This window comes from Nocardiopsis sp. CNZ308 (assembly GCF_004217075.1).
The window spans coordinates 2,849,765-2,873,826 of record NZ_SHKJ01000001.1 but is presented as its reverse complement, the minus strand read 5'-3'; the positions used below and the strand labels follow the sequence as shown (position 1 = coordinate 2,873,826).

Annotated in this window: 19 protein-coding genes; 7 read left to right on the top strand and 12 right to left on the bottom strand. The window is 74.4% G+C overall.

Annotated elements, in window-relative coordinates; all coding sequences use genetic code 11:
- The first annotated feature begins 215 nt into the window (after positions 1–215).
- Together EV372_RS12485 and EV372_RS12480 are read left to right on the top strand one after the other, a co-directional pair.
- Positions 216–950: a hypothetical protein gene (locus EV372_RS12485; RefSeq protein WP_130396136.1), complete on the top strand. Its 735-nt coding sequence runs from the start codon at positions 216–218 to the stop codon at positions 948–950.
- Positions 951–996: 46 nt separating this feature from the next.
- Positions 997–1,776 carry a DUF4184 family protein gene (locus tag EV372_RS12480; protein WP_130396135.1) on the top strand — a complete coding sequence of 260 codons (780 nt, stop codon included), beginning with the start codon at positions 997–999 and terminating at the stop codon, positions 1,774–1,776.
- Between the two features lie 157 nt (positions 1,777–1,933).
- On the opposite strand, the gene EV372_RS12475 is transcribed toward EV372_RS12480, so the two are convergent.
- From EV372_RS12475 to EV372_RS12440, 8 genes are all read right to left on the bottom strand, one after another.
- On the bottom strand, positions 1,934–3,172 hold the full coding sequence (locus EV372_RS12475) for a sulfotransferase family protein (RefSeq protein WP_130396134.1): 1,239 nt from the start codon (positions 3,170–3,172) through the stop codon (positions 1,934–1,936).
- Between the two features lie 20 nt (positions 3,173–3,192).
- Complete coding sequence (locus EV372_RS12470; protein ID WP_130396133.1) at positions 3,193–3,594, bottom strand: spore-associated protein A; 402 nt, start codon at positions 3,592–3,594, stop codon at positions 3,193–3,195.
- Positions 3,595–3,623: 29 nt separating this feature from the next.
- Positions 3,624–5,258, bottom strand: a complete 1,635-nt coding sequence (locus EV372_RS12465; RefSeq protein WP_130398897.1) for a serine/threonine-protein kinase — start codon at positions 5,256–5,258, stop codon at positions 3,624–3,626.
- 142 nt (positions 5,259–5,400) lie between these two features.
- Entirely contained in the window at positions 5,401–9,732 is a 4,332-nt protein-coding gene (locus EV372_RS12460) for an FtsK/SpoIIIE domain-containing protein (RefSeq protein ID WP_486483973.1), read from the bottom strand.
- 167 nt (positions 9,733–9,899) lie between these two features.
- Positions 9,900–10,196 carry a WXG100 family type VII secretion target gene (locus EV372_RS12455; protein ID WP_017563317.1) on the bottom strand — a complete coding sequence of 99 codons (297 nt, stop codon included), beginning with the start codon at positions 10,194–10,196 and terminating at the stop codon, positions 9,900–9,902.
- A 157-nt stretch (positions 10,197–10,353) separates the two neighbouring features.
- On the bottom strand, positions 10,354–11,001 hold the full coding sequence (locus EV372_RS12450) for a hypothetical protein (protein WP_130396131.1): 648 nt from the start codon (positions 10,999–11,001) through the stop codon (positions 10,354–10,356).
- A 29-nt stretch (positions 11,002–11,030) separates the two neighbouring features.
- Complete coding sequence (locus EV372_RS12445) at positions 11,031–11,357, bottom strand: hypothetical protein (protein WP_130396130.1); 327 nt, start codon at positions 11,355–11,357, stop codon at positions 11,031–11,033.
- Positions 11,358–11,394: 37 nt separating this feature from the next.
- On the bottom strand, positions 11,395–16,122 hold the full coding sequence (locus EV372_RS12440) for a hypothetical protein (protein ID WP_130396129.1): 4,728 nt from the start codon (positions 16,120–16,122) through the stop codon (positions 11,395–11,397).
- Positions 16,123–16,436: 314 nt separating this feature from the next.
- Between EV372_RS12440 and EV372_RS12435 the strand changes: the two genes are divergently transcribed.
- Positions 16,437–17,894 carry a hypothetical protein gene (locus EV372_RS12435; RefSeq protein ID WP_130396128.1) on the top strand — a complete coding sequence of 486 codons (1,458 nt, stop codon included), beginning with the start codon at positions 16,437–16,439 and terminating at the stop codon, positions 17,892–17,894.
- Between the two features lie 167 nt (positions 17,895–18,061).
- Here the strand turns inward: EV372_RS12435 and EV372_RS12430 are convergent, their stop codons facing one another.
- The gene (locus tag EV372_RS12430) at positions 18,062–19,609 is read right to left on the bottom strand and encodes an outer membrane protein assembly factor BamB family protein (protein ID WP_130396127.1); all 1,548 of its coding nucleotides are present in this window, start codon (positions 19,607–19,609) and stop codon (positions 18,062–18,064) included.
- Positions 19,610–19,718: 109 nt separating this feature from the next.
- Positions 19,719–20,339, bottom strand: coding sequence for a YigZ family protein (locus tag EV372_RS12425; RefSeq protein WP_130396126.1), 621 nt, complete (start codon positions 20,337–20,339; stop codon positions 19,719–19,721).
- A 79-nt stretch (positions 20,340–20,418) separates the two neighbouring features.
- Between EV372_RS12425 and EV372_RS12420 the strand changes: the two genes are divergently transcribed.
- The 3 genes from EV372_RS12420 (at position 20,419) to EV372_RS12410 (ending at position 22,313) form a co-directional block, all read left to right on the top strand.
- Positions 20,419–21,117 (top strand): helix-turn-helix transcriptional regulator, encoded by a 699-nt coding sequence (locus EV372_RS12420; RefSeq protein WP_130396125.1) that lies wholly within the window; start codon positions 20,419–20,421, stop codon positions 21,115–21,117.
- 20 nt (positions 21,118–21,137) lie between these two features.
- Entirely contained in the window at positions 21,138–21,632 is a 495-nt protein-coding gene (locus tag EV372_RS12415; RefSeq protein ID WP_130396124.1) for a DUF3291 domain-containing protein, read from the top strand.
- Between the two features lie 63 nt (positions 21,633–21,695).
- Complete coding sequence (locus EV372_RS12410) at positions 21,696–22,313, top strand: superoxide dismutase family protein (protein WP_130396123.1); 618 nt, start codon at positions 21,696–21,698, stop codon at positions 22,311–22,313.
- A 43-nt stretch (positions 22,314–22,356) separates the two neighbouring features.
- Here EV372_RS12410 and EV372_RS12405 read toward each other — a convergent pair whose 3' ends face one another.
- Together EV372_RS12405 and EV372_RS12400 are read right to left on the bottom strand one after the other, a co-directional pair.
- Positions 22,357–23,076, bottom strand: a complete 720-nt coding sequence (locus tag EV372_RS12405) for a YidC/Oxa1 family membrane protein insertase (protein ID WP_130396122.1) — start codon at positions 23,074–23,076, stop codon at positions 22,357–22,359.
- 137 nt (positions 23,077–23,213) lie between these two features.
- On the bottom strand, positions 23,214–23,504 hold the full coding sequence (locus EV372_RS12400; RefSeq protein WP_130396121.1) for a DUF6412 domain-containing protein: 291 nt from the start codon (positions 23,502–23,504) through the stop codon (positions 23,214–23,216).
- A gap of 236 nt (positions 23,505–23,740) precedes the next feature.
- On the opposite strand from EV372_RS12400, the gene EV372_RS12395 reads away from it, so the two are divergent.
- Entirely contained in the window at positions 23,741–24,058 is a 318-nt protein-coding gene (locus EV372_RS12395; RefSeq protein ID WP_013156478.1) for a hypothetical protein, read from the top strand.
- The last annotated feature ends 4 nt before the right edge of the window (positions 24,059–24,062 follow it).

Genomic DNA, 24,062 nt, shown 5'->3' with positions numbered 1-24,062 from the left:
CGGGGCGGACGCCTCAGGGGTCTTCGGCTCCTCATGGGTTCCGCGTTTCACCGAAGTGTCACCACACGCGTTCTTTCAGTGAAGTGGAACACACTCCTGGTATTCGGTGAACCGACGGAGGGTGACGGGAGTCGGAATGGCGGGCCACCCCATGCTTTTCACGGTCCACTGGCATCCCCCTCCCCCCACCCCCACCAAGGACGAAAAGGACAGAGATGCCCTTCTTCCCCCCTCACGGCCGCTTCGCCCTTACCCCGGCGGTCTCCCTCTCGCTCGTGTTCGCCCTGTCCGCCTGTGGCGGCGGGGAGGACCCCGCGGAGGCCTCGGCGCCCTCGGAAGAGGCCGCCGAGGAGACGACCGCCGCGGAGGGCACTCCGCCGGAGGCGCTGTCCCAGGAGGAGCTCGCCGGGCTCCTCGTCGAAGCACCCGTTCCCATCTCCAGACCCCAGGTGGACGAGTCCGCCCTGCCCCCCGAGCCCGAGGCCTCCGCGTCGGTGTCCGAGCGGGCGGCCTGGGCCCTGCTGACGGAGGTGACCCGCAAGGCCTCCAGCGTCGATCCGGGCGCCGCCGCCGCGTGTCCCGAGCAGATGACCGAACCCGTCGAACCGGGCCTGAGCTGCACCCTCACCTACGGCGGCCTGGACATGCAGTTCCCGGTCCTGGCCGGGGACGGCGGCGCCGCCTTCCGGTTCGAGTACCCGGAGCTGCCCACCGTGCGCGAGGTCGTCGAGGACACCATCCGCTTCGACCACGGAGTCGAGGCGGTGTACTGCGACATGGACGACGTCGTGGCCGTCGAGCCGGGCGCGGAACGGGCCCCCTACCTCTGCTACGCCCGGGACGGAGGGCTCGCGGGGTCGGACTCCCCGGAGGACACGGTCTCCCCCTACGAGGTCTTCGTGCTCATCGGGGGGACCCTGGCCACCTACCAGTACCTGGACGCGCAGTAGCCAGGCCCGCCGGGGCCCGCGCGGGCCCCGGCCGAGGAAGGACGACGTGCCCTTCACCCCCAGCCATGTCGCGGCGGTCCTGCCCCTGGCGCGTACCGGACTGCCGCCGGCGGCCCTGGTCGTCGGGTCGGTGGCGCCGGACCTGCCGTACTACCTGCCGCTGCCCGTGGCCGCGGCGACCGCGCACGGCCCCGCGGGGCTGTGGCTGGACGTGCTGCTCGGCGGCGCCGTGCTGGCGGTGTACGCGTACGTGCTCCGGCCGGCGCTGCACGCGCTGGCCGGAGCACGTACGCGGTTCCCGCGCGTCCGGGCTCCCCGGTCGGCGCGGGAGACGGCGCGGGCGGCCGCGCTGACCGCCGCGGCGCTGGCGGTGGGCTCGGTCACGCACATGGCCTGGGACTCCTTCACCCAGACGGGCGGAGCCCTGGTGCGGGCCTGGCCGCTGCTGAGCACTCCGGTGGCGGGCCCGCACCTGCTCTACAACGTGCTGATGTACGCGAGTTCGGCGGGCGGCCTGGCCGTCCTGGCCTGGTGGGTCCACCGCGAGCGCGCCCGCCGCGCGGGCGCCGGGCTCGCGGGCCGGGAGGCGGGTGAGCGCTCCGGGGCCGCCCCCGGCGACCGCGTGCGCGTCCTGGCCCTGTCCGCCCTCGCCGTGTGCGCGGTGGCGGGCGCCGTGGCGGGCGGTCTGTCCGACCGCGCGCAGGTGAGCGGCTACGACCTCGTGCGGTGCCTGCTCGTCGGGGCGGTCACCGGCACCGGGCTGGGCCTGGCCGCGTGGACGGCCGTCTGGTGGTCGTGGCGGCCGCTGGGCCGCACGGCGCGCTGACGCCGTGCGGTCGCGGAGGCCGTCCGGAAGGTCGCCGGGGCCGCGACGGCGCGGACGCCGACCCGGTCCGGACCGGGCAGCGCGGACGCGACCCCGGTCCGGACCGGGCGCACGCCACGGCGTGGGCCGGGTCCGGCCGGGCGCGCACCGCGTCCCCTCAGGTCCCGCCCCCTCCGGCGCGGGCCGCCTCGGCGCCGGTCAGGTCCGGGCCGAACGCCGCGTGCACCTCCTCGGCGGTGAGGCCGTAGTATTCCAGGTCGTACCGGTGGCCGCCCGGGTTCCTGCGCCGGTCCGCGCGCGTGTAGGCGAGCGTGCGGGCCCGGGTGTCGGGGTCGAAGTCCTCGCCGAGGCCGCTCCAGACGCGTTCGGCCGCCCCGAGCGGGTCGGAGGTCAGCTCGCCGTAGGGCAGGTCCAGGAAGCGTTCCGGACCGTGCTCACGGCGCACGCGGCGGGCCCGTTCGGCGCCCGCCGCCCAGATCCCCAGCCACTCGCGGCCGATCCAGTGCGGGTCCACGTCGCTGTTGTGGATGCGCATCGAGGTCTCGGTCAGGCTGGCCCACGACGCCATGGCCCGCGCCGGATCGCGGTCGGTCATGACGACCACCGCGTCGGGGAAGACGTTGAGCAGGGCGTCCAGGTTGAGCAGGTGCAGGGGCGACTTGAGCACCCAGCGTCGCGCGGGCCGCTTCCACTGCAACGCCTGGAGCTGCTGTTTGAGGTAGGCGTAGTCGGGGGTGGCGTCGCGCCCCTCGACCCAGGCGCGGTAGTCCGGGGAGGCGGCGCGGACGTGGAAGAACATCCCCTGCGGCAGGAGGAAGACGCACTCCTCGGGTTCGAGCGGGTGCATGGGGTGGATCGTCTGGAACCCCGGTCCCATGGCGTCCATGCCCCGGACCAGCCTCCGCGCCAGCGCGAGGCGCTCGCGCCTGCCCACGGTGCGCTCCCCGGGCCTGCCCGTGTCGGGGACCGGGCTCAGCATCTCCCACAGCCGCGGGGCGCGGGCCCGGACGTGCTGGGCCAGGAGGCCGTGGCCGAACGTCGTGCCCGTCCTGGGCAGTCCGGTGATGAACACCGGCCGCTCGACGGGCTGGGCCGCGACCTCCGGGTTGGCGTCGAGCAGGTGGAGCATGCGCAGGCGCGTCTCCAGCCGCCGCCGGATCTCGCCCCGCAGGCCGATCCGGCCGATCGGGGTGACGCCGGGCACCGCCTGCCAGGCGTCGTGGAGCACGCGCGTGTCCGAGAGGAAGGGTTCGTCGGAGGGCCAGGGGAGCCCGCTGCTGGCGGAGGCCTCCGCCAGCATGGCGTCGAAGGCGCCCTCGGCCGCCCCCAGGCTGTTGTCGAAGGGTCTGAGCAGGGTGTTGACCGGGTTCATCCACCACGGGTGGTGCACGTTCACAAGCGCCCTCTCCTGTTGTGTCAGCCGCAGTTGGTGCCGTTGCGCAGGACCCACTCGTCGCCGACCACGCCGCCCCAGTCCACGCAGTGGCCGGCGGCGTCGGCGTAGACCGGGCCCGCGTACTCCGTCCAGTCGCCCGGGTCGGTGTCCCAGGAGGTGGAGTCGCTGCGTTTGAGGGCCGCGTCCATGTTGACGGCGCTGCCCGGGTCGGTCCGCACGACGACGACGCAGTTGCGGCCGTTGGAGTTGTTGTAGGTGAGGAAGACGGTGCCCCCGTTGACGGAGGCCTCGTTGACCACCCCGTATCCGCTCCCGCACTGGCCGCCGTAGGAGGCGGCGGTGGCGGGCACGGGGGTGCCCACCGCCATGGTCAGGGCCAGGCCCGCCACGGCGGCGGCCCCGCGTACGAGGGTCTTCGGCATGTCTCTCCCGTCGTTTCGAGTTCCGGCCCCTACCACGGCGGGGTGCCCGTACCGCTGGTGCTGTGCCGCTCCACCAGGCGGGTGATGGTGACGGTGCCGTCGGCGCCGGTGGTGTAGGTGACCTCGGCGGTGATGACGCGGCTGCCCTGGTTGACGTAGCCGGTCAGGGCCGAGGGGCTGGAGGCGACCGAACCGGCGCCGCCGTCGCCGACCGATCCGCCCTGGCTCTGGCAGAAGCTCCACGCGCACACCACGGTGGCGCCGTCGAGCACGGCGTACTGCCCCGAGCCGCCGGAGGGCTGGAAGGCCACGACGTGCTCGCCCGGTGGGCGCGTTCCGCTCGCGCCCACCCCGGCGCCCACCGCGGCCGTCGTGGTGGTGGAGCCGCCGCCGGAGCCCTCCTCATCCTCCTCGCTCTGGGACGCCTCCTCGGAGGGGCTCGCGGAGGGCTCCTCGGAAGGGGAGGCGCTCTCCTGAGGCTCCTGGCCCACCGGCCCCGGGCGCCGCCGTTCCTCCGCGGTCGGCTGCGCGTCGGCCGCGTCGGCCGACTCGCCCCCGAACCAGGCGGCCATCGGCAGGGAGTCCCAGTTGCTGGCCAGGGCCACGCCGCCGAAGGCCAGCCCCGCGAGCAGGACCAGGGCGCCCAGGGTGGCGCCGACCAGGGCCAGCACCCTGCCCGAGCCCCCGGAACTCCGCTCGGGGGCCACCGCGAACTCGCGCTCGGGAGCGGCCTGTACGCCCTGCCAGGTGTGGTCGACCACGGCGGCCATGACGCCGCCCGCCGCCGCGGCGGACTCCACGGGGGCGTAGGAGCGCCCCGGATTGCCCGCGGCGACCACCCCGCCGACCAGCTCCAGCGCCGTCGGCCGCTCGGACGCCTCCTTGCTGAGCGCACGGGCGGCCAGGTCCGCGAGGGGGCCGGTGAAGCCCGCGGTGTCGGGTTCGCCGCTGATCACCCGGTGCGCGACGGCCGCCGGGTCGCCGGTGCCGAACGGCGGGCGCCCGGTCGCCGCGTAGGCGATCAGCGCGCCCCAGGCGAAGATGTCGTCGGCGGTGCTGGGGGGCGCGCCCCGGTAGTGGTCCGGGCTGATCCAGCCGGGTGAGCCCAGCACGGACCCGGTGCGGGTCAGCGCGGTCTGGTCGATCGCGCGGGCCACGCCGAAGTCCAGGACGCGGGGGCCCTCCGGGGACAGCACGATGTTGGCGGGTTTGAGGTCGCGGTGGGCGATGCCGACCTCGTGGATCTGGGCGAGCGCCTCGGCCACCCCGGCGGCCAGGCCGAGCAGCAGCTGTTCGCCCAGCGGACCGTTCTTGCGCATGTAGGCGCTGAGCGTCATGCCCCGCACCAGCGGGGTGACCAGCCACGGCCGTTCGGCCTCGGTGTCGGCGGCCAGCAGCGGCACGGCGCAGGCGCCGCCCACCCGGCGCAGGAGCTCCACCTCGCGGGCGAAGCGGGCCCGGAACTCCGGGTCGGCGGAGTACTCGGGGTGGATGAGCTTGACCGCGACCAGAGCGCCGTCTTGGTCACGGGCCGCGTACACGACGCCCATCCCTCCGGAGCCCAGGCGCCTGAGCGGCCGGTAGGGGCCGATGCGCGCGGGGTCGGTGGAGGTCAGTTCGGTCGCGGTCGCGGGGAGAGTGACGGCTGAGGGGTGCGTACTCACTGCTGTCTGCTCACAGGTCTCGTTCGGGGCGGGGTCGGGGGGCACGGGGTCCTCCCCCGGAGAGGGGAAGGGGAGGAGGGGGCACACTCATGGATATCACCGGTTCTGGTCCGGCCGCCCCGCTCGGGGCGGCCGGTGGCGGTCACGGCAGCGGCACCCTGACCTGTTGGATACGGCCGTCGCCCAGGTGCAGGTAGGCGGTGCCGGGTGTGAGGCGGGGACTGGGCACTCCCTTGGGCAGGCGCATGCCCAGCACCTCGCCGTCGCTCTGGGCCTGCGGCGAGAGCAGGGCTCCCACGCGGTTGCGCTTGAGGTGGACGTGCCACCCGTTGAAGCCGCCCTGGAGGGCCTCGTTGGTGCCCGCCGCGACGATGCCCCACCCGGCGCCGACCATGCCGCGGGCTATACGGGTGAACTCCTTGCCGAGGTCGCTCTGGAGGAGGAGTTCGGCGTCGTCGATCACGACCACGGCGGTCTCACCCTGGAACCGGCCCAGCGCCTCGTGCAGTTGGGAGAGCTTGGGCTCGGCCGCGTCCAGGACCCCCTGGACCCCCGACTGGTGGCGCAGGTCCGCCAGGCGCGAGGAGCGCGGGGTGACCAGCAGCAGCTCGGTGCCGGCCTCCAGCAGCGACCTGGCCATCGTGGCCAGCATGCTGGAACGCCCGGACTGGGGCGGTCCGCTCACCAGGAACGTCGGGACGCGTGACAGGTCGGCGCTGATCGCGGTCAGCTCGTTGCCGCCCACACCCAGCAGCGCGTGCAGCGGACGCGGGGAACCGGAACGGTAGCGGGCCGTGTCGGCGTAGGTGAGCTGGTCGGGCAGGACGTCCACCCGGAACGGGCGCGGTCCGACGCCCTCCTGGGGCCGCCGGGACACGAAGTCGGCGATACGGCCCAGCTCGGCGCCCTGCACGGCGCCCTGCGGATCGCGGTTGAGCAGGGCGATCTGGACCTCCATGGCGTCCCCGGCGCGGAAGGCCCTGCCGTCGGGGATCTCCTCGGGCAGCGAGCGGGCGTTGAGCCCCGCGGCGCTGTAGTCGCCGTTGTCGTTGCAGCGCAGCACCAGCAGCTCCTCGGTGGTGGAGGAGTACTTGGTGCGGGTCAGGAGGCGGTCGCCGGTCGCCACGACGTGCACGCCCACGCCCGCCCCGTCGCGCATGAGGGTGGTGACGCCCTCCACCAGGGCGCCGTAGTTGTACTCGCCGAAGGCCTGCTCGAAGGCGTCCACCCGGTCGATGAACAGCACCACGTGGGCGGGGCGCTCGTCCGGTGACAGCTTGGCGCGCAGCTCCTCCAGGTCGGCGCAGCCGTGCGAGGCGAGCAGCTTCTGGCGCCGGTCCAGCTCCTCGCCGAGCATGCCCAGCAGGCGCACGACCCGCTCTCCCTGCGTGCGCTGGGCCACCGCGCCGCAGTGCGGGAGCCGTTCCATCGGCAGCAGGGCGCCGTTGCCGCAGTCCAGACCGTACATGTGCACGTCGCCGGGGTGGTGGGCCAGGGCGAGGGACGCGGCGATGGTGCGCAGCGTCTGGGACCGGCCGGTGCGGCCCGAGCCCATGATGTGCAGGTGTCCCGTCCTGCCCAGGTCGAACACGTACGGGAACTGGCGCTGCTGGGCGGGCACGTCGACCAGCCCCACCGGAGCGGGCTGCACCCGGCCGTGCACGGCCTGCGGGGAACGGCCCCGCAGCAGCTCGGACAGGGTGAGCGCGGTGGGCAGCGCGGGCAGCCACGGGCTGGGCTGGCGGAGGGCGCCCGACCGCTCGGCGGCCTCCTTGACCGCGGCGACCAGGACGGTCAGGTCGGTGACCTCCACGTCGCCGGTGTCGGCGGGGCCCTGGACGGTCGCGGGCGCGGGCAGTGCGAGGTCCGACCACTTCACGGCGTGCGCGACCGGGTCGGAGGCGTTGGCCGCGGCCACGACCCTGCGCCCGCCCACCCGGCCGGACTGGAAGGGCAGCAGGGAGGCGTGCCCCAGGCGCGCGTAGGCGCGGCCGGGGGTGTCGATGCCGATGTGCGCGGACTCGACGGCGTCGATGACGTCCCTGCTCTCGGCCTCGTCGGTCATCCGCAGGGCGATGCGCAGGTTGGTGTTGGCGCGGATGTCGTTGGTGACCACACCGCCGGGGCGCTGTGTGGCCAGTACCAGGTGGATGCCCAGGGAGCGGCCCCGCTGGGCGATGTTGACCAGGCCCTTGACGAAGTCGGGCAGCTCGCGGGCCATGGAGGCGAACTCGTCGATGACCAGCATCAGGCGGGGCATCCGCGGCATGCGCGGATCGCGGTCCAGCAGTTCCAGGTAGTCCTCGATGTCCTTGGCCCCGGCCTTGGCGAGGATGTGCTCGCGGCGGTGCAGTTCGGCGCCCAGCGACACCAGGGCCCGGCTCACCAGGTGGGTGTCCAGGTCGGTGACCATGCCGACGGTGTGCGGCAGTTCCACGCAGTCCTTGAACGCGCTGCCGCCCTTGTAGTCGATCAGCACGAACGACATGGACTCGGGGCGGTTGACCGCCGCCAGGGAGGCCACGAGGGTCTGGAGCAGCTCGGACTTGCCCGAACCGGTGGTACCGGCGATGAGGGCGTGCGGGCCGTCCCGGCGCACGTCCACCGAGAACGGGCCGTCCAGGCCCATGCCGAGCGTGGCGACGGTGCTGCGCCCTCCGGAGGCCCAGTGGGCGGCGACGGCCTCGCCGTTGGGCGGTTCCAGGCCGATGACGTCGAGCAGGCGGGCGCTGCGCGGGAGCGCGCCGCCGCTTTCGCCGACGCTGCTGTCGCGCATGGGCGCCAGGGCGCGGCCCAGCCGTTCGGCCCAGGCCGCGGAGGGCACGTCGGCGCGCACATCCTCGACGTTGTCGAAGGAGGTGCGGCGCAGGCGCATGCCGTGCGGGGTCGAACTGACCACGGCCTGGCACTCCTCGGGGAGCAGGCGCTCCTCGGCGTCCAGGCACAGGACGTAGATCCCGGCGCCGGGGCCCTCGCGCAGCAGTTGGACCACACCGGGCAGCGAGCGGATGCGCCGGGCGCCGTCGAGCACGACCACGACCGCGGGCTGGTCGGCGAGGTCGCGGCGGGCCTGCTGGCGGGCCTCCAGAAGCATGAGCAGCTCCGACACCCGGCGGGCGCAGGTGGTGGCGTCGATGCCGATCCGGCCGAGCGAGAGCTGGGGGCGGTCGCCGCGCAGGTGGGGCAGGTAACGGGTCCAGCGCCAGCGGTTGTGGTCGCCCTCCATGGACAGCAGGTACAGGTGCAGTTCGGCGGGGCTGTGCAGGGCGGCGAGCTGGGCGACCAGCCAGCGCTCCAGGGCCTCGGCCCCCTCTCCGCGCCCGGCCACGCCCACGACCCCGTTGTCCTTGACCGACACGCTCACCGGGACGTCGCGCATGTCCCAGGTGACGTCGCGGCGGTGCTCGTCCTTGGTGGGGTCGCTCAGGACCACCTGGGAGGGGATGCTGCCTGTGCCCACGCGCAGCTGGGTGAAGTCCTCGTCGATCTGGCGGCGCTCCCACAGCCGTGCGCGCGGGCCGGTGGCCAGCAGCAGCACGGCGGCGGGGTCGGGGCAGGTGTCGCGGAGCTTGCGCTGTTCGGCGACGAGGGCGTCGCGTGCGTCGCGGGTGACGCGTTCCTTCTTCTCCTCGTACTCGGTGAGCTGCTTGTCGTAGCGCGCCTTGGTGGTGCGCCGCTGCATGATCTGCATGAACAGCACCGAGACGGGGGCGAGCAGGCCGATGAGCAGGTACTGGGGACGGCCCATGATGAGCGCGCTGCCGACCGCCATGGTGATCGGGATGAGGATCATCATGATCAACTGGGTGATCGGGCGGTCCGGCGGTTCGGGCGGGGCGGGCAGCTTGAACCTGGTCTTGGTGGGCGCCGGGTGCAGGCGGGGCGGGCGGTTGTAGTCCAGCCCGGTGCCGTCGTCGGAGGCCACCACGGAGGCGTCGGGACGGTGGTTGGGCCACACCTCGAAGAGGGTGCCGCCCAGGGTGAGCTGCTCGCCCTGCGGCCAGACGGTGTCCGGGCCGACCTCGTCGCCCTCCAGGGAGCATCCCCGGCCCCCGCTCGTGCCCAGGATGGTGACGGTCCCGTCCGGGACGACCCGGATCCGCGCCCAGTAGCCCTCGGACTCCACGGCGAGCACGGCGACCTCGTCGTCGCCGACGACGTAGTCGCCGGGGTCGAGGCGGGCCACGCGCCCGGCGTCGGGGCCCGAGACCACGCGGACCTCGACCACGCCGGGCGGCTCGCCCTTGACCGGTGCGGGACCGCCCACGCCGACGAGGGAACCGTCGAGGAAGCCCGCGTCGGCCAGGGAGGCGGACGGGTCCACGAGCCGGTCGCCCAGGTACAGCGGCACGTCCTGGCCGGGCGGGCGGGGCAGGGTGCGCACCATCGGATCGACGGCCTCGGCGAGCTGGCGCACCGTGGAGCTGGGATCGGCGTCGACGAGGACGTCCAGGCGCAGGGCGGAGGACGCCACGGGGCCGCTGCCGTCGGGGCCTTCCCCGGCCGGACCGGTGGCTGGGGTCGCTGTGAAGAGGAGGCGCACGGTGGGACTGCTTCCGGGTTCGTCGTCGGGTCGTGGCGGGGACGGCGCGAAGGCGCCGCCCCGCCTTCCGGGTGATGCCGGGGTCTCCCTCGCCGGGATCAGCCCCTGAGGCCCTCGCCCAGCTTGTCGTCGGTCTCGCTGAAGGTCTCGCCGACGGTCTTGATGTACTTGCCGATGCCTTCGAGGCCCTTGTTCACACCCTCGAAACCGGTGTTGAACTCCTCGAAGAAAGGGCGGAAGTGCTTCTCGGCGGCCGGGGTGCTGTAGCCGTCCGAGATGAGGCCGTCAACCTTGCTCTTGATGCCCTCCAGACGCTCGGTGAACTCGTTGAACTCCTGGATGAGGGAGGACGAGGTCTCCTCGGTCTTGTCGCTGTCGACGTTGTACACGGGCATGTGTGCCTCCTGCTGGTCTGGTCGTGCGGGTCGGGGTCGCTCGTGCCCGGTCGGCGCGGCCGTGGCGGGAGCCCGGGCCGCCTCCGCGGGCACCATTGTGGTGGATACGTCATCCGGCGGGGTGGTTCGCCCCGTTCGCCGCTGGTTCCGGTGCCTCTCAGGTGGTCGGCTCGACCTCGCGGAGGCGGAACCGCGCGCTTCCGGTGACGGCGTCGAAGAGGTCCAGGACCTCCTCGACCTGCTGGGAGTTCGGACTGGTGCAGCTGACCATGACGCGTCTGTCGAGCCCGGGGAGCTCGAAGGCGGTGTGCATGACCACCGACCGGACGACGGCGTCCTCCAGGTCGTGGTCGGCGATGCCGAGGACGCGACCGCACGTCCCCGCACCGGACTCGGGAAGGTCGACCACGTCCTTGCGCAGCCAGGTGCCCTCACGCGCGGTGGCGGTGTCCGGGTAGACGTGCTCGATCATCCGGATCGGGTCCATGGCGTGCGCTCCCTTCCCCGCGGGGAAGGCGAACACGCAGACGGTCGCCATGAAGAAACCGTCGTCGTACTCCTCGAAGACACCCGCCGCCGCCAGCAGGCCCGCTCCGACCACGTCGCTCGTCACCTGGGCGATGTCACCGAACATGTCGTTGAGGGCGTCCAGCTCCTCGGGCCTGTTCCCGTGCATCTCGACGGCCTGGGCACGCAGCCGGGCGAGGGCGTCCCCGCTGAGGTCGTACTGCGTCCACGTCTCGGGGACGGCGATGTCGAACAGGATGTCGACCTTGGGGACGTCCTCTTCGAACTGGTAGGGCATGGAGGTGCCTCTCCTCTACGGCCTCGGGGTCAGACGGAGACCTGGTGGGGCGGGGGAGCGGGCTTGTCGCCCTCCGTCAGGCTCCCGCCCAGCTTCTCGTCGGCCTCCCGGAAGCTGTCGATGACCGGGGTGATCGCCTGGAGCAGGGCGCCCAGGTCCTCGGCCTGGCGCTCGTAGTTCTTCTTGCAGTCCTCGCCGTAGTCCTTGGCCTTGTCCACGAGGTCGCCGGGGCCGATGTCCTCGGACCTGTCCTCGGGGCTCTCGACGTTCTCGCCCGCGAAGGCGTTCTGGATGCGCCCCAGGGAGCGCTCCATCTCCTCCAGGGCGCCGATGTCGATCCTCACGACACGGGCCATGTGTGTCTCCTTCCTCGGTGTGTGTGCGGTCCGGGGCCTAGAGGAGGTTCACCCTCTCGTCGAGTTCGGCGTCCCTCTTGGCCAGGTCCGCGCTCAGCGCCTCGGCCGCGTCCAGGACCGCGTTCAGTCTCTCCAGGTCCTCCGGACGCTTCCCGTCCGCGCGGGCGGCCTCGATCTCCGCCCTCAGCTCGGGGATCAGCTCGCCCTCCAGGAACGCGGCCTGTCCGCCGACGGCCTCCCTCTCCGCGGCGATGGCGACCTCCTCGTCGAGGTACTCGTTCGTGATCAGGTCGCGGAGGTCGTTGCGGATCGCCTGGTGGCCCATCTCCAGCGGGAAGGCCGACAGGTGCGAACCCACGCCGTCCGTCGGCAGCGCGGTGGTCCCGGAGAGCTGGCCCTCGGCCAGCCCCTTGGGAACGGCGGTGCCCAGCTGCACGACGGCCTGGACGACGTCGGTCCCGGTGAAGTCGCCGTCGGCGAACTCCTGCCAGGCGATCTCCACTCCCAGGCCGCCGAGGACGTTGACGAAGTTCTTGGCGAGCGTCAGGCGCATCTCCTCCACCATGGCGCCGAAGCTGTTGAGGCTCGGCCGCACCGGGGGGCGGTCCCCGCTCGGGGAGTCACCGTCCCGCCGGCCGCCGGAGGCACCGGTGGTGTCGTCGGTGCGGGCGGGAGCCCCGTCACCGTCGGGCCGGACGCCCGGGGCGCCGTCGGTGCGGGGCGTGCCGGTGACGCCGCCGCCGTCGGCGCGGGCGCCGGGAACGTCCACCCGGTGCTGCGCGCCCTCGGGAGTGGTGACCCGGACGTGGTCGTCGGTGACGCGCAGGGCGGGGCGGCCGTCACCGCCGTCCACCCGGACCCCTCCCCGGCCGTCCCGGACCGTGTTGCCGTCGCCGTCGGTGACCGTGGTCCGGCCCGAGCGCGTCTGGGCGCCCTCGACGTCCCCCGCGCGGAAGCTGACCTCGTCGGACCCGCGGAACGGGTTCGGGAGCCGGCCCGCTTCGGGTCGCACGCTGACGCCGTGGTCGGGGCGGGTGTGTCCGGTCATGCCTCCTTCGGAGTCCGCGGACGCGTGCCAGCGCGGCGGAACCCGGCCCGCGTCCCCGGCGGTCCCGCCCGCGCGCGGCGGGGGGCTGCCCGGGCCGTCCGGGGAGGGCCCGCGCACGTCGGTGCCGCGGGGGCCGACTCCGATCGTGCGGTCGCCGTCGCGGACGGTGCGGTCCGCGTCGCGGGGCACGTCCACCCGGAGCCCGTCCGCGCGCGTGTGGACGGTGACCCCGTCGTCGGTGGTCACGCGGCCTCCCGTGCCCGAGTGCTCGGCCACCGGCGCGTACGGGGGAGCCGCGTGCGTGGTCTCCCCCCTCCCCAGACCGGGGGAGGTCCCCGGTCTGGCGTCCGTCCGCGTCGTCCCGTCGGACACGTGGGCGCCGTCGGCGGAGCTGCGGGCGTGGACGCCGTCGGGTCCGCCCGCCACCACGCGCCCGGGGCCGCCGGGCGACTCGGATCCGGATACGACCCAGTGGTCGCCGGTCCTCATCGCGGTGGAACCGTCGGGGTTGCGGACCGTCTGGAGCCGGTCGCCCCGGGCGTCCGGAGGCGTGCTCACGGAGGACTGGCCGTCGCGCGAGGTGGTCACGGTCCAGCCCTGGGGGGTGTCCACCCGCAGCGCGGGGTCCGTGCCCTGGACGAGGGTCACCCTGGTGCCGCCCGTGAGCACGCAGGGCTGGCCCGTCGCGGGATCGGTGCGCAGCGGCGGGTAGGGGCCGTGGGGGCGGCCGTCGGTGCCGTAGGAGCGCGTGGCCCCGTCGGTTCCGCGCACCTCGACCACGGTCCGGCCGTCCCGTTCGGTGATCCCGACGGTGGCGCCGTCCTCGGTGCGGACACGCCCCGGCGCGGTACGGGTGTCCCCGATGGTGACGTGGCCGTTCGCGTCCTGGACGGCCCGCGGGGTCAGCGTGGGGTTGTTCGTCCTGATCTCGGCGCTGCCGTCGGAACGGACGACCGCGCTGGAGTCGGCGCCCGCGGCGGTGCCCACACCGTCACGGCTCTGCCGCAGGTCGACTCCGCGCTCGCCGTCGGTCACCCTGATCTCGTGCTGGTCGGCCCGGACCCGGGTGTCGCCGGACTCCACGGTGGCGCTGTCGGTCCCGCGGTCGTAGCTCTGGGAGGTCCCGCCCCCGGTGTCGAGCCGGTAGCCGTCGGAGCCGATCTCCGTGCTCCTGCCGGTGGCGGGGTCGGTCACCCGGGTGCGCGGTACGGCGGAGGAGCCGTCGTTCCCGGGCCGGGTGATCTCCGGGCCCCCGTCCCCGAACCGCAGGTCGACCGGTCGGTCTCCGTTCGGGGTGATGCGGACGTCGCCGTCGCCGCGGGGCTGCTGGACGGTGAGCCCGTCGCCGGTCCGGATGGTGGAGCCGTTCCCGTCCCGGGAGACGGTGACGTCCCCGTCCGCGGTGGGGACGCGCACCTCGCCGTCCCGGTAGGAGGCCCCGGGAACCCCGTCCGGGCCGGTCAGGGTGACGCCTCCGGACGAGCCGCGCGAGGCGGTGACGGACGAGCCGTCCGCGCCGGTCACCTGGAACCCGTCCTCGGTGCGCCGGACGGAGGTGCCGCCGACGTCCACTCCGTCGCGGGTGACGTTCATGGTGTAGTCGCCGCCGTCCGCCGGATAGCGGTAGGAGACGTTCTGCTCCCCGTCCGGCCCCCGGCTGGTGCGGTACTCGCCGAAGTCGCCGGAGGCCGCGGTGCGGCCCTCCGCCGCTCCCGTGCCGTCGTGCGTGCCCGCGGGCACGCCGTCGCCGGGGCGGAGCGGAGTGTCCTCCGCCCGCGGCCCCGCGGGAGCCGCGGTCCCCTCGTCCGCGCCCGTCCGGTCGGAGGTGGCCGAGGACTCCCCGCCGGGCCGCCCGGCGGTGGGGGCGTCGTTCCGGTACGGGGCGCGGTCGTCGACCGTCGGCTCCCCGGGCTGGCCCGGACGCTGGGAGGGCAGGCGCACGCCCTCACCCGCGGCGTTGGCCCCACCCGTGGAGCCCCCGTACCCGCCCTCGAAGCGCTGGTCTTCGGGGCCGGGACCGCCGCCCGCGTCGGCGGACGGGTGGCCGGGCGGGGAGCCTCCCTCGGTGGAGGTGTCCGCGGTGCGGTTGGACGGGGCGGTCTCGCCGGAGGACGTCGGGATGTCCGGGGCCCCGGTCCCGTCGACGGCGCCGGAGGGGGCCGTACCGCCCTGCGGGGAGGCGTTCGGTCCGTCCCCGGCGGGAGGGAGGGGATCGGTGGCTGCGGGGGTACCGCCCGTGTCGGCGGTGGCGGGAGCACCGCCGGTGTCGGGAGCGGACGGGATTCCGCCCGTGTCCGGAGTCGTCGGGACCCCGCCCGTGTCCGGGGTCGTCGGGGCCCCGCCCGTGTCCGGGGTCGTCGGGGCCCCGCCCGTGTCCGGGGTCGTCGGGGCCCCGCCCGTGTCCGGGGTGGTCCGGGTCCCGGCCGTGTCGGAGTCGGCGGAGGCCCCGGCCGCATCCGGAGCGTCCGGGGCGGCGGCCGGTCCCGGGGACGCTCCGTCGCCGGCCGTGGGCGCGGGGTCGGACCCCGAGGCGGGGCCGGGGCCGCCGCCCGAACCGTCGGAGCCGCCGAGGAAGGACGGCAGCGATCCGTGGTCGCGGGCGGCGCCCACGGCGGCGCCGGGCACGTTGGTCGCGGCGGCGCTGGCGAGTTCGTACCCGAGGTCGATGTCCTCCCAGGAGGTACCGGCCGCCATCTGGACCGCGATCGAGGAGCCCATGCCGACGGCGGTGTCCCGGGCGCCGGTGGTGATGGTCGTGGAGATGACCGGGTGGTCCCGGCTGACGCGGCTCACCGTCGACGTGACGGTCCGGACGGCGCGGTTGCCGCCCACCGCGCCCCGCACCCCGCTGGTGGCGCCCCGTACCGCGGAGGAGGCGCTGCGCACTCCCGAGGAGATGCTTCCGGTCACACGCGGGGCGGCGGCGGACACCCCCCGCGTCACCGCGCGTCCGCCGCGCAGGAGCACACCGCCGGGGACGAGGGAGATCAGGTCCAGGCCGAGGGTGGTGACCGTCTCCATGTTGAACCCGAGCTTGCCCTCGCGGTGGAGGGTGGACGCGCTGATCGCGAGCGCGCCGAGGGCCAGGGCGATGCCCAGGCCCGGGATGAAGATGGCGGCGATACCGCCGACCACGAGGATCGCCGCGTAGACGAGGGGGTTCTCCTCGACCCACGTGACGATCGCGTCGAGCCATCCCCACAGTTCGTTCGGGTCGCCCTGCTTGGCCTCCTCCAGGGCGTTCTTGCAGGTGCCGACGGCGTCGTCCATGTCGCCGAGCACGGTCTGGAGGCGCGTGACGTAGGCGTCGCGGACGGGGTCGTCGCCGTCCGTCTCCTGCTTCCACGCCTCGGGGTCCTCCAGGGCGAGGTAGGCCTGTTCGGCCTCGAAGACGATGATCCCGCTCTGCTCGCGGGCCGTCTCCAGCGCGCCCGTCCAGGCGTCGAGGGCCTTGTAGCCCTTCTCGTAGGCGTCGTGGGCCTTGTCCAGGTACTTGGGCAGTTCCTCGATGAGCTCCTTGAGGGCCTCGACGGTGCTGCCCTCGCCCAGTCGCCCCTTGTCCAGCCTGCGCAGGTCGGCGGCGGCCTGCTCGGCGGCGTCCGCCAGCCCCTCGTAGAACGACCTGAGCGAGCGTACGTCGTAGGCAGACCACGGAACCGGGTCCCCCTCCCTGCCGAGGAGGTCCCACCTGTGGTGAGTGCGCGGTTGCTTGGCCACGTCCCGTATCGCTCGCTTTCCGGATCGCAGAACGGCGCGGTTCAGGCGATCTCACACCTGCCACGGGGGTCGGGAACGGACTGTGCGGGCCCGGGACCGGGGGCGCTCGGAGAGTCCGACATCATAGACTGCCACGCCCACGACTGAGCAGATGCCCCAGGGGCGCGCAAAGTTCTCCCGAACCTCATAGGGTGTGCCTTCGTCATCCCTGACAGTGCCCGCAGCCCGCGGAACCGGCCCCCGGCTCGGCGACACCGACCCGCGCGGCCCGGAAGGTGTTCCTCAGCAGCGAAGACAGCCACAGGAGAGAGCGAGTGACCCTGACAGCGGCGGCACGGTCCGGATCTTCGCGCGCGCGCCCGGCGCGCGGGGCCCGGGCGTTCACGGCGGTCCTCTCCGCCTGGTGCGCCGCGTCCGCGGCACCGGCCGCGGCGGACACCGCCACCAGCACCTACGACATCTGCCCCACCGTGTACTACTACGTGGTCCCGGAGGGCTCCCCCGGTCTGGAGGGCATCGCCGACCTCGTCCTGGGCGACCCCGAGCGCGCGGACGAGATCTACGAGTACAACGCGGGCCGCACCCAGGCGGACGGCGGCGCCCTCGGCGAGGACCGCGAGGTGCTCCCCGAGTGGCGCCTGGTCGTGCCCTTCGACTCCGGCGGCGAGGGTGTCTACGAGGGCCTGGACCCCCTGTGCGTGGTCGCGGTCGACCGGGCCAACGCGCTGGGGCAGGAACCGCCCTCGCCTCCTCCCGCCCCGCCCGCGTACACGCCGCCTCCGGAGGAGGAGTCCTCCGCGGAGGGCTCCTCGGGAGACGCCGCGGCCGAGGAGGAGCCGAGCATCGACCCGCGCGTGCTGGCGGCGGGTGCGGCGGGCCTGGTCCTGCTGACCCTCATCACCCTGTTCTGGCAGCCGATCGGCCGGGCTCTGGCCTGGCCGTTCCGCAGGGTCGCGGCGGCCCGGGCCGACCGTCCGCGGAAGCGGCGGCCCTCGCGCCCGGGAGCGGCCGCGCGGCGCCGCCGGGCCGCGACGGACCTGGTCGCCTCCGACCCCGACGCCGCGAGGCGGGCCGGGACCGCGCACGCGGAGCTGATCGGCGCGCCCGCCGACGTGCCCGCGCGTCCCGTGGCCCTGCTGACCACACCCTCGGAGACGACCGCGGTGGTACCCGCCGGGGCGACCCCTCCGGCCTCCTCCTGGCGGGCCGTGGACACGACCACCTGGCGCTACGGCAGCGGCAGGTCGTCGGCACCGGTGCGCTTCGGCACGTCCGTGCACACGATGACGGGGGCCGCGCTGCGGGGCGTGCTGGTGTGCCTGGGGCGGAAGGAGGGGACCGAAGCCCTGGTGCACGTGGACTTCACCCGCATGCGCGGGCTGCTGGCGGTGGACGGGGACCCCGGGGTGGCCGCCGACGCGGTGCGCGTGGTCGCCGACGGGCTGCACGCCGCGGGCCTCCGGGTACGGGTGCTCAGGCAGGGGCGTCCCCTGCGCTCGCTGGTCCCCGACACGATCCCGGTGGTGGCGGCCCCGGACCCGATCCACGGGCTGGACCCGGGAACGGAGGCGCCGACGGTGGTGGTGGTCCCGCGCCCGCTGGGCCAGGCCGACGAGCACGTGCTGACGAGCCTGCCGCCGGACATGATCGTGGTCGCCGCGGGCTCCTCGCACACCGCGCGCTGGCAGTGGGAGGCCTTCGACGACGGCACGGTGCACACGGGCGCGCTGGGGATCGACGTGGTCCTGCGGGTGCCCGAACCCAGGGGCTGATCCCGTCGGCCCGCTGGCCCGGAGGCCGCCGCCGGGCCAGCGGCGTGCGCGGCCCGCTGGCCCGCTCCCCACGCCGTGTCCTCGTGCCCAGGCAGTGTCTTTGGAGCTCCGCTTCGCTCCAGTCCGTGTCCGGGCGCCCGGAGCACGGGGACCTTCGGCGCCGCCGGTCAGCTGGCGTCGTCGCCCGGGGCCCCGGAACCCTCCGCGTCGGAGGGCTCCTCGGACTCCCCCTCGGAGGGTTCGTCCGGAAGGGGTCCGTAGACGAAGCGCTGCCGGTCGTGCACGAGGATGGCGTGCCCGCTCTCGGTGACCGCCTCCACGTACGCCGGGAGTTCGTCCTCGACCACGTCCATCGTGACGGCGTCGAGCACCAGCTGCCGGTCCTGTCCGCCGCTGGCGCGGGAGTCCCCGTAGACGAGGCCGTCGAAGGCGAAGGCCGGGGAGATCGACCCCGCCTCCTCCTCCAGGCCCCACAGGACCTCTCCCCCGGCCAGGTCGACCGCGACCACCGGCGCAGCACCGCTGGCCTGGGGCAGCAGGAGGGTTCCGGTGGCCCCGTCGTAGAGGCTGCCCGCGACGCCGTCGGGGCCGAAGGCCCCGGCGACCGGGTTCGTGCCCGGCTCCTCCAGGGTCCACAGCAGGTCGCCGCTGTCGGGGTCGTGCGCGGAGAGGGTCGAGGGCGCCTCGGACCGGGCCCAGCGCAGCAGCAGGACGTCCTCTCCCCCGGGCTCGGCCTCCCCCGGGTCCTCCCCGTCCTCTCCGCCCTCTCCGTCCCCGGTGCCCTCGGACGCGGACTCGCTCGCGGACTCCGACTCGCTCGCGGTCTCGGTGGCGGAGTCCGGTTCGGGAAGCGTGTAGAAGCCGATCACCTGCGGCGCGGGAACCGGGGAGGAGGTGGGCAGACCCAGTTCCTCGTCCTCACCGTCCACCGTCCACAGCTCCTCGCCCGCGGTGTCGGCGCCCACGGAGCGGGCGTGCAGGACGGGGCCTCCGGTGGCGAGCAGGACCAGATCCTCGCGCGCGGCCACGGGCACGCCCAGGGCCGGTTCCCCGGACTCCCGCGCCTCCTCGTCGGATCCGGTCCCGTCGGGCCCGCCGTCGCCCCCGGCGGTCTCCTCCTGCGGCTCGGCCGGAGCCTCGAACTCGTAGTCCCACAGCTCGTCACCCCCGTCGTCGAGCAGCGAGAACGTTCCGTGGGGCTCCTCCGCGGTCCACCCCTCGGGACGGCGCACGGCGAGGCCGTCGAGGTAGGCGTCGCCCTCCCGCGCCGGTTCCCACAGCCGCTGCCCGCGGGCGTCGAGGACGAACGGCGAACCGTCGGCGTCCGCCATGAGCAGCACCCGCTCGCCGTCGCGGTCGGTGCCGAAGCCGTCGAAGCGCGCCGCGCCCTCCCACAGGGTCTCGCCGGTGGCGGCGTCGTGCAGCAGGTGGCGGTCCTCGCTGCCGGAGCTGACCAGGAAGGCGTCGCCGACCGGGCTGATGCGCACGCCGAGGGGATCGGCGAAGATCTCGTGGACGTCGGCGGAACCGCCGTGCAGGTAGCGCAGCACCTCGCCCTCGACACCGGGCGGCGCCTGCCCCTCGAACGCGGTGGGGACGGGGGCGGGCTCCTCGCCTGGAGGGGACGCGGAGGGTTCCGGATCACCGGTGCACGCGGTGGCCAGCAGCACCGCGAGTCCACAGGTGAGGGCCCTGGGCACCCGTGAGCGGCGCATGGACGGTTTCTCCCCACGAACGATGACGTTTACGGCAAATCCTAAGCCGCGCCGCGGCGGGCGGACACAGGGAGAGCGAGTCGTTACAGCCATGGGACGTGGCGCGGGCTCAGGGCTCCACCTCCACGACCGTGGTCCCCCGCACCTCGAACTCCGCCTTCCCTCCGGTCAGCTCGGCCAGGCGGACCCCGAACCCGGGCAGGTCGGCCTCGGGCAGGGCCACCTCGATCCGGACCCTGTCGGCGTAGGCGACGTCGCGCACGGTCAGGGAGGAGTCGCGCAGGTCGCTCTCCAGACGCCCGCCGAGCACGTAGTCGGCGAACACGTCCACGACGAGGAGTTCGCGGCGCTCCAGGACCCCGAGCGCGTCCACGGCGGCGGACACCGCGTTGCCGTAGGCGCGGATCAGCCCTCCCGCGCCGAGCTTGACCCCGCCGAAGTAGCGGGTGACCACGGCGACGGTGTCGGTGATCTCCCGGCGCCGCAGCACCTCCAGCATGGGCAGCCCCGCGGTCCCGGAGGGCTCGCCGTCGTCGCTGGAGCGCTGGACCTCGCCCTGGTCGCCGAGCACGTAGGCGGTGCAGTTGTGATTGGCGCCCCAGTGCTCCTTACGTCGCTCGGCGATGAACGCGCGGGCGGCGTCCTCGGTGTCCGCCCTGGCCAGGGCGCAGACGAAGCGGGACCTGCGGATCTCCAGCTCGTGCTCGCCGCCGTGTCTGATCGTTCGCATGTCACCTGTTCGGCAGGGGTCGTGGTCGTCCACCAGTGTCCCACTGCGCGCCGTACCGGGCCGCGCCGACAATGGGGGCATGGACGACTCCTCGATCGACGCCGCGCAGGCCCTCGCCGACCCCGTGCGCCGCAGGCTGTACGAGTACGTGGCGGCGGCGCGCGCAGAGGTCAGCCGCGGCCAGGCCGCGGACGCCCTCGGCATCCAGCGCACCCTGGCCGCGCACCACCTGGACCGGCTGGCCGACGCGGGTCTGCTGGAGGTGGCCCGCCGCAAGGTGAGCGGCCGCGAGGGGCCGGGGTCGGGCCGCCCGGCCAAGCTGTACCGGCGCGCGGACCGGGAGCTGTCGCTGCACCTGCCGCCGAGGGACTACGAGCTGGCCGCGCACGTGCTGGCGGAGGCGGTGGAGCGGCACGGGGCCGAGGAGGCCCTGCACGCCGCCGCCCGCGAGGAGGGCCGCCGCATCGGTGCGAGGCATCGGGGGGAACCCCTGGTGGACCTGCTGCGCGCCCGGGGCTACGAGCCCGAGGAGGGGGCGGCCCGCGCCCCGGGGGACGGCTCCGGGCCGGACCAGGCCCCGGAGGAGGACGGCGGCGTGCGGCTGCTCAACTGCCCCTTCCACACCCTGGCCCGCGCCTTCCCCCCGCTCGCCTGCGGTCTCAACCTGGAGCTGCTGCGCGGCCTGCTGGAGGGGCGCGGAGAGGACGGCGTGAGGGCCCGGATGGACGCCCGTCCGGGCCGGTGCTGCGTGGTGATTTCCAAAAACAACGAACATTGACATAGAAGACCGGCCGTGGTGTGCTGTGTCCCGTGAACGAGACCTCCCCCTCCGGGTACCACCTGGCCCAGATCAACGTCGGCGTCCTCAAGGCCCCCCTCGACGACCCCTCCATGGCGGGCTTCACCGCCCGCATCGACCCGATCAACGCACTGGCCGACAGCGCCCCGGGGTTCGTGTGGCGACTGGTGGAGGAGGGCAAGGAGGACGCCACCGGCCTGCGGCCCTTCGGCGGCGCCCTCCTGATCAACTACTCCGTCTGGCGGGACGTGGAGTCGCTGTGGAACTTCACCTACCGCAGTGAGCACCTGGAGCTGCTGCGCGGACGCCGGGAGTGGTTCGAGCACCTGCGGGAGGCGTATCTGGTCCTGTGGTGGGTTCCCAGCGGTACGATCCCCACTGTCGAGGAGGCCGGAAGGCGCCTGGACCTGTTGCGCGCCGAAGGCCCCACCCCCGAGGCCTTCACACTCAGGTCGCCCTTCCCGCCCCCGGCAGATCGCGTTCCGCACGCCTAGTCATCCCTCGGGTACCTTGGGTAGTCTTGCGGGCGTCCGTTGAGAGCAACCGGGAGTTCCGTCATGCGCATCACACCGTTCGCCGTCGGCCTGGCCCTGACCGCGACCCTCGCCGCCGGATGCGCGCAGCCCGATACCGCCGAGGACGGCGGCTCGGCCTCCCAGGAGTCCCCGCAGACCACGCCCAGCGCCTCCCCCAGCGTGACCGCGTCGATCTTCCTGCCGCCCGGCGAGGGCGCGGGCGCCATCACCTACGACGAGACCGCCGTGCCCGAGGGCGCCACCTCCGACGTGCAGGTGCGCACCCAGGACGGGCAGACCCACGTGCAGTTCACCGGCACCAGCCTGGAGGGGAGCCGCGACTTCGGCGCCCACGTGCACACCCGGCCCTGCGGCGACGACCCGGCCGACGCGGGCCCCCACTACCAGAACGAGGCCGACCCGGCCGCCACCGAGGACGAGCCCTCCAGCGACCCCGCCTACGCCAACCCCGAGAACGAGGTCTGGCTGGACTTCACCACCGACGACGACGGCAACGCCCGCGCGACCAGCACGGTGGACTGGGAGTTCCGCGAGGGCGAGGCCCGGTCGCTGGTGCTGCACGAGCACCACACCCACACCGGCGAGGGCGAGGCGGGCACCGCGGGCGACCGCCTGGCCTGCGTCAGCGTGGACTTCTGACGGACCGGCGGTCCCCGGCCCGGTCCGGGGACCGCGCCGCGGCTCAGTCCGGGACGACCCGGCGCAGCAGGAGCCGCTCCCCCAGCGCCCACGCGCTTGAGGTCAGCAGGTACAGGCCAGCGGCCAGCGGCACGAACGCGGCGACCGCCACGGTCGTGAACTGCATGTAGGTCAGGAGCCCGGGGAGCTGGGGCTGGTCCGGGTTCGCCTCGGCGCCCGCCCGCATCGCGGGCAGCATGAGGTAGCGGCGGTTGGCCCAGGCCACGAGGGCGATCAGGGCCAGGAGCACGGCGAACACGGGTGCCGCGTACGCCCCGCCCGCGCCGCCCGTCAGGGTCGCGCCCAGTTCAACGCCGCCGAAGGTGTGCGCGAGCATCTCCTCCTCGCCGCTCCCCGCGCCGATGAACACGCCGTAGAGGGCGATCATGACGGGGATCTGGGCGAGGGAGGGCAGGCAGCCCGCCAGCGGGGAGGTGCCCGCCTCGGCGTAGACCCGGCGCTGTTCGGCGACGAGCCGTTCGGGGTTCCCCCGGTGCCGGGCGGTGATCTTCGCCAGCCGCGGGGCCAGGCGCGCGCGGGCCTTCTCGGCGCGGACCTGCACCACCCCGAGGGGGACGAGCAGGAGGCGCACGGCCACGGTCAGGGCGACGACGGCCAGCCCGGCGGCCAGGCTTCCGGTGAGGGGGGTGAGCAGTGAGGTGAGGGCGGACAGGACGGTCGAGAGCAGGGTCATGGCGGCCGCGATCGGCCCGAGGCTGTACAAGGCGGGAAGGCCCTTCGTCCGGTGGGAGGGGAACAGACGTCGGGCCGCTCGCGACCGCGCCCGCACGGGGCGGAGCACACACCCGGGGCGGGGCGCGCACGCGTACGCACGCACGCGGGAGCATGTCGCAGAAGGGGTCAGCGAGCGGCCGGAAGGGCCTTGCCGGGGGCTCTGGGCCGGGGCCGTCCCGCCGCGTCGGGGTCACACAGGGTGAGCACGGGCAGGCGCGCGGATCTGCGGCGCATCGCGCGCACCGCGCCCGCGGCGGCGTCGCGCGCCGGGCAGGCCCAGGTGCCGTGCAGGACGTACCAGGCGACGGCCGCGCCGACGGCGGCGACCAGCAGCGCCAGGGAGCCGGGGACCGGCAGGAGTTCGGCGGGGACCACGCCCAGCATCAGGAACTCGAAGAACGCGAGAAGGAGGCTCACGGCGCCCTCACCTCCCCGTTCCGGTCGAACCGCATTCTATGCGCGGCGGCGGCGCCCCCACAACGCCCGGCCGCGTCCCGGGGCGCGCGGCAGCGGCGGCCGACGGGCGCAGAAATCCGCCGACACTCCGCCGGGGCTCCTCTCGGTTCTCGCGAAGCTGTAGCTAAATGACACAGAGTAACCAACTCCGTGCTCGCCGGGAGCCCCGTGCGGGCCGGCAGAGAAGGAGAGTTACCGTGCCGATCCGCCCTGCGAACCTCGCCACCATGTCCGCCACCATCGCCGGAGCGATCGCCGGACTGTCGAGCAGACAGGACCAGGCTCCCCCGGTCCGGGTCACCTTCGAGTCCGGCTACCAGCAGACCGTGGAGAACGGGGGCTGCCGCACCCTCAAGACGGGGCAGGGGGGCGTCACCGGGATCTCCACGGAGAGCAGGGTCAAGTTCGCGCTCTTCGCGGGCACGAGCTGCCAGGGCAGCCGCGCGCTGGCCTCCGGGCACGGCTCGGTGAGCTTCGGCGATCCGGTCCTGGCGGGCGCCATCGTCATCGGCTGAGGGC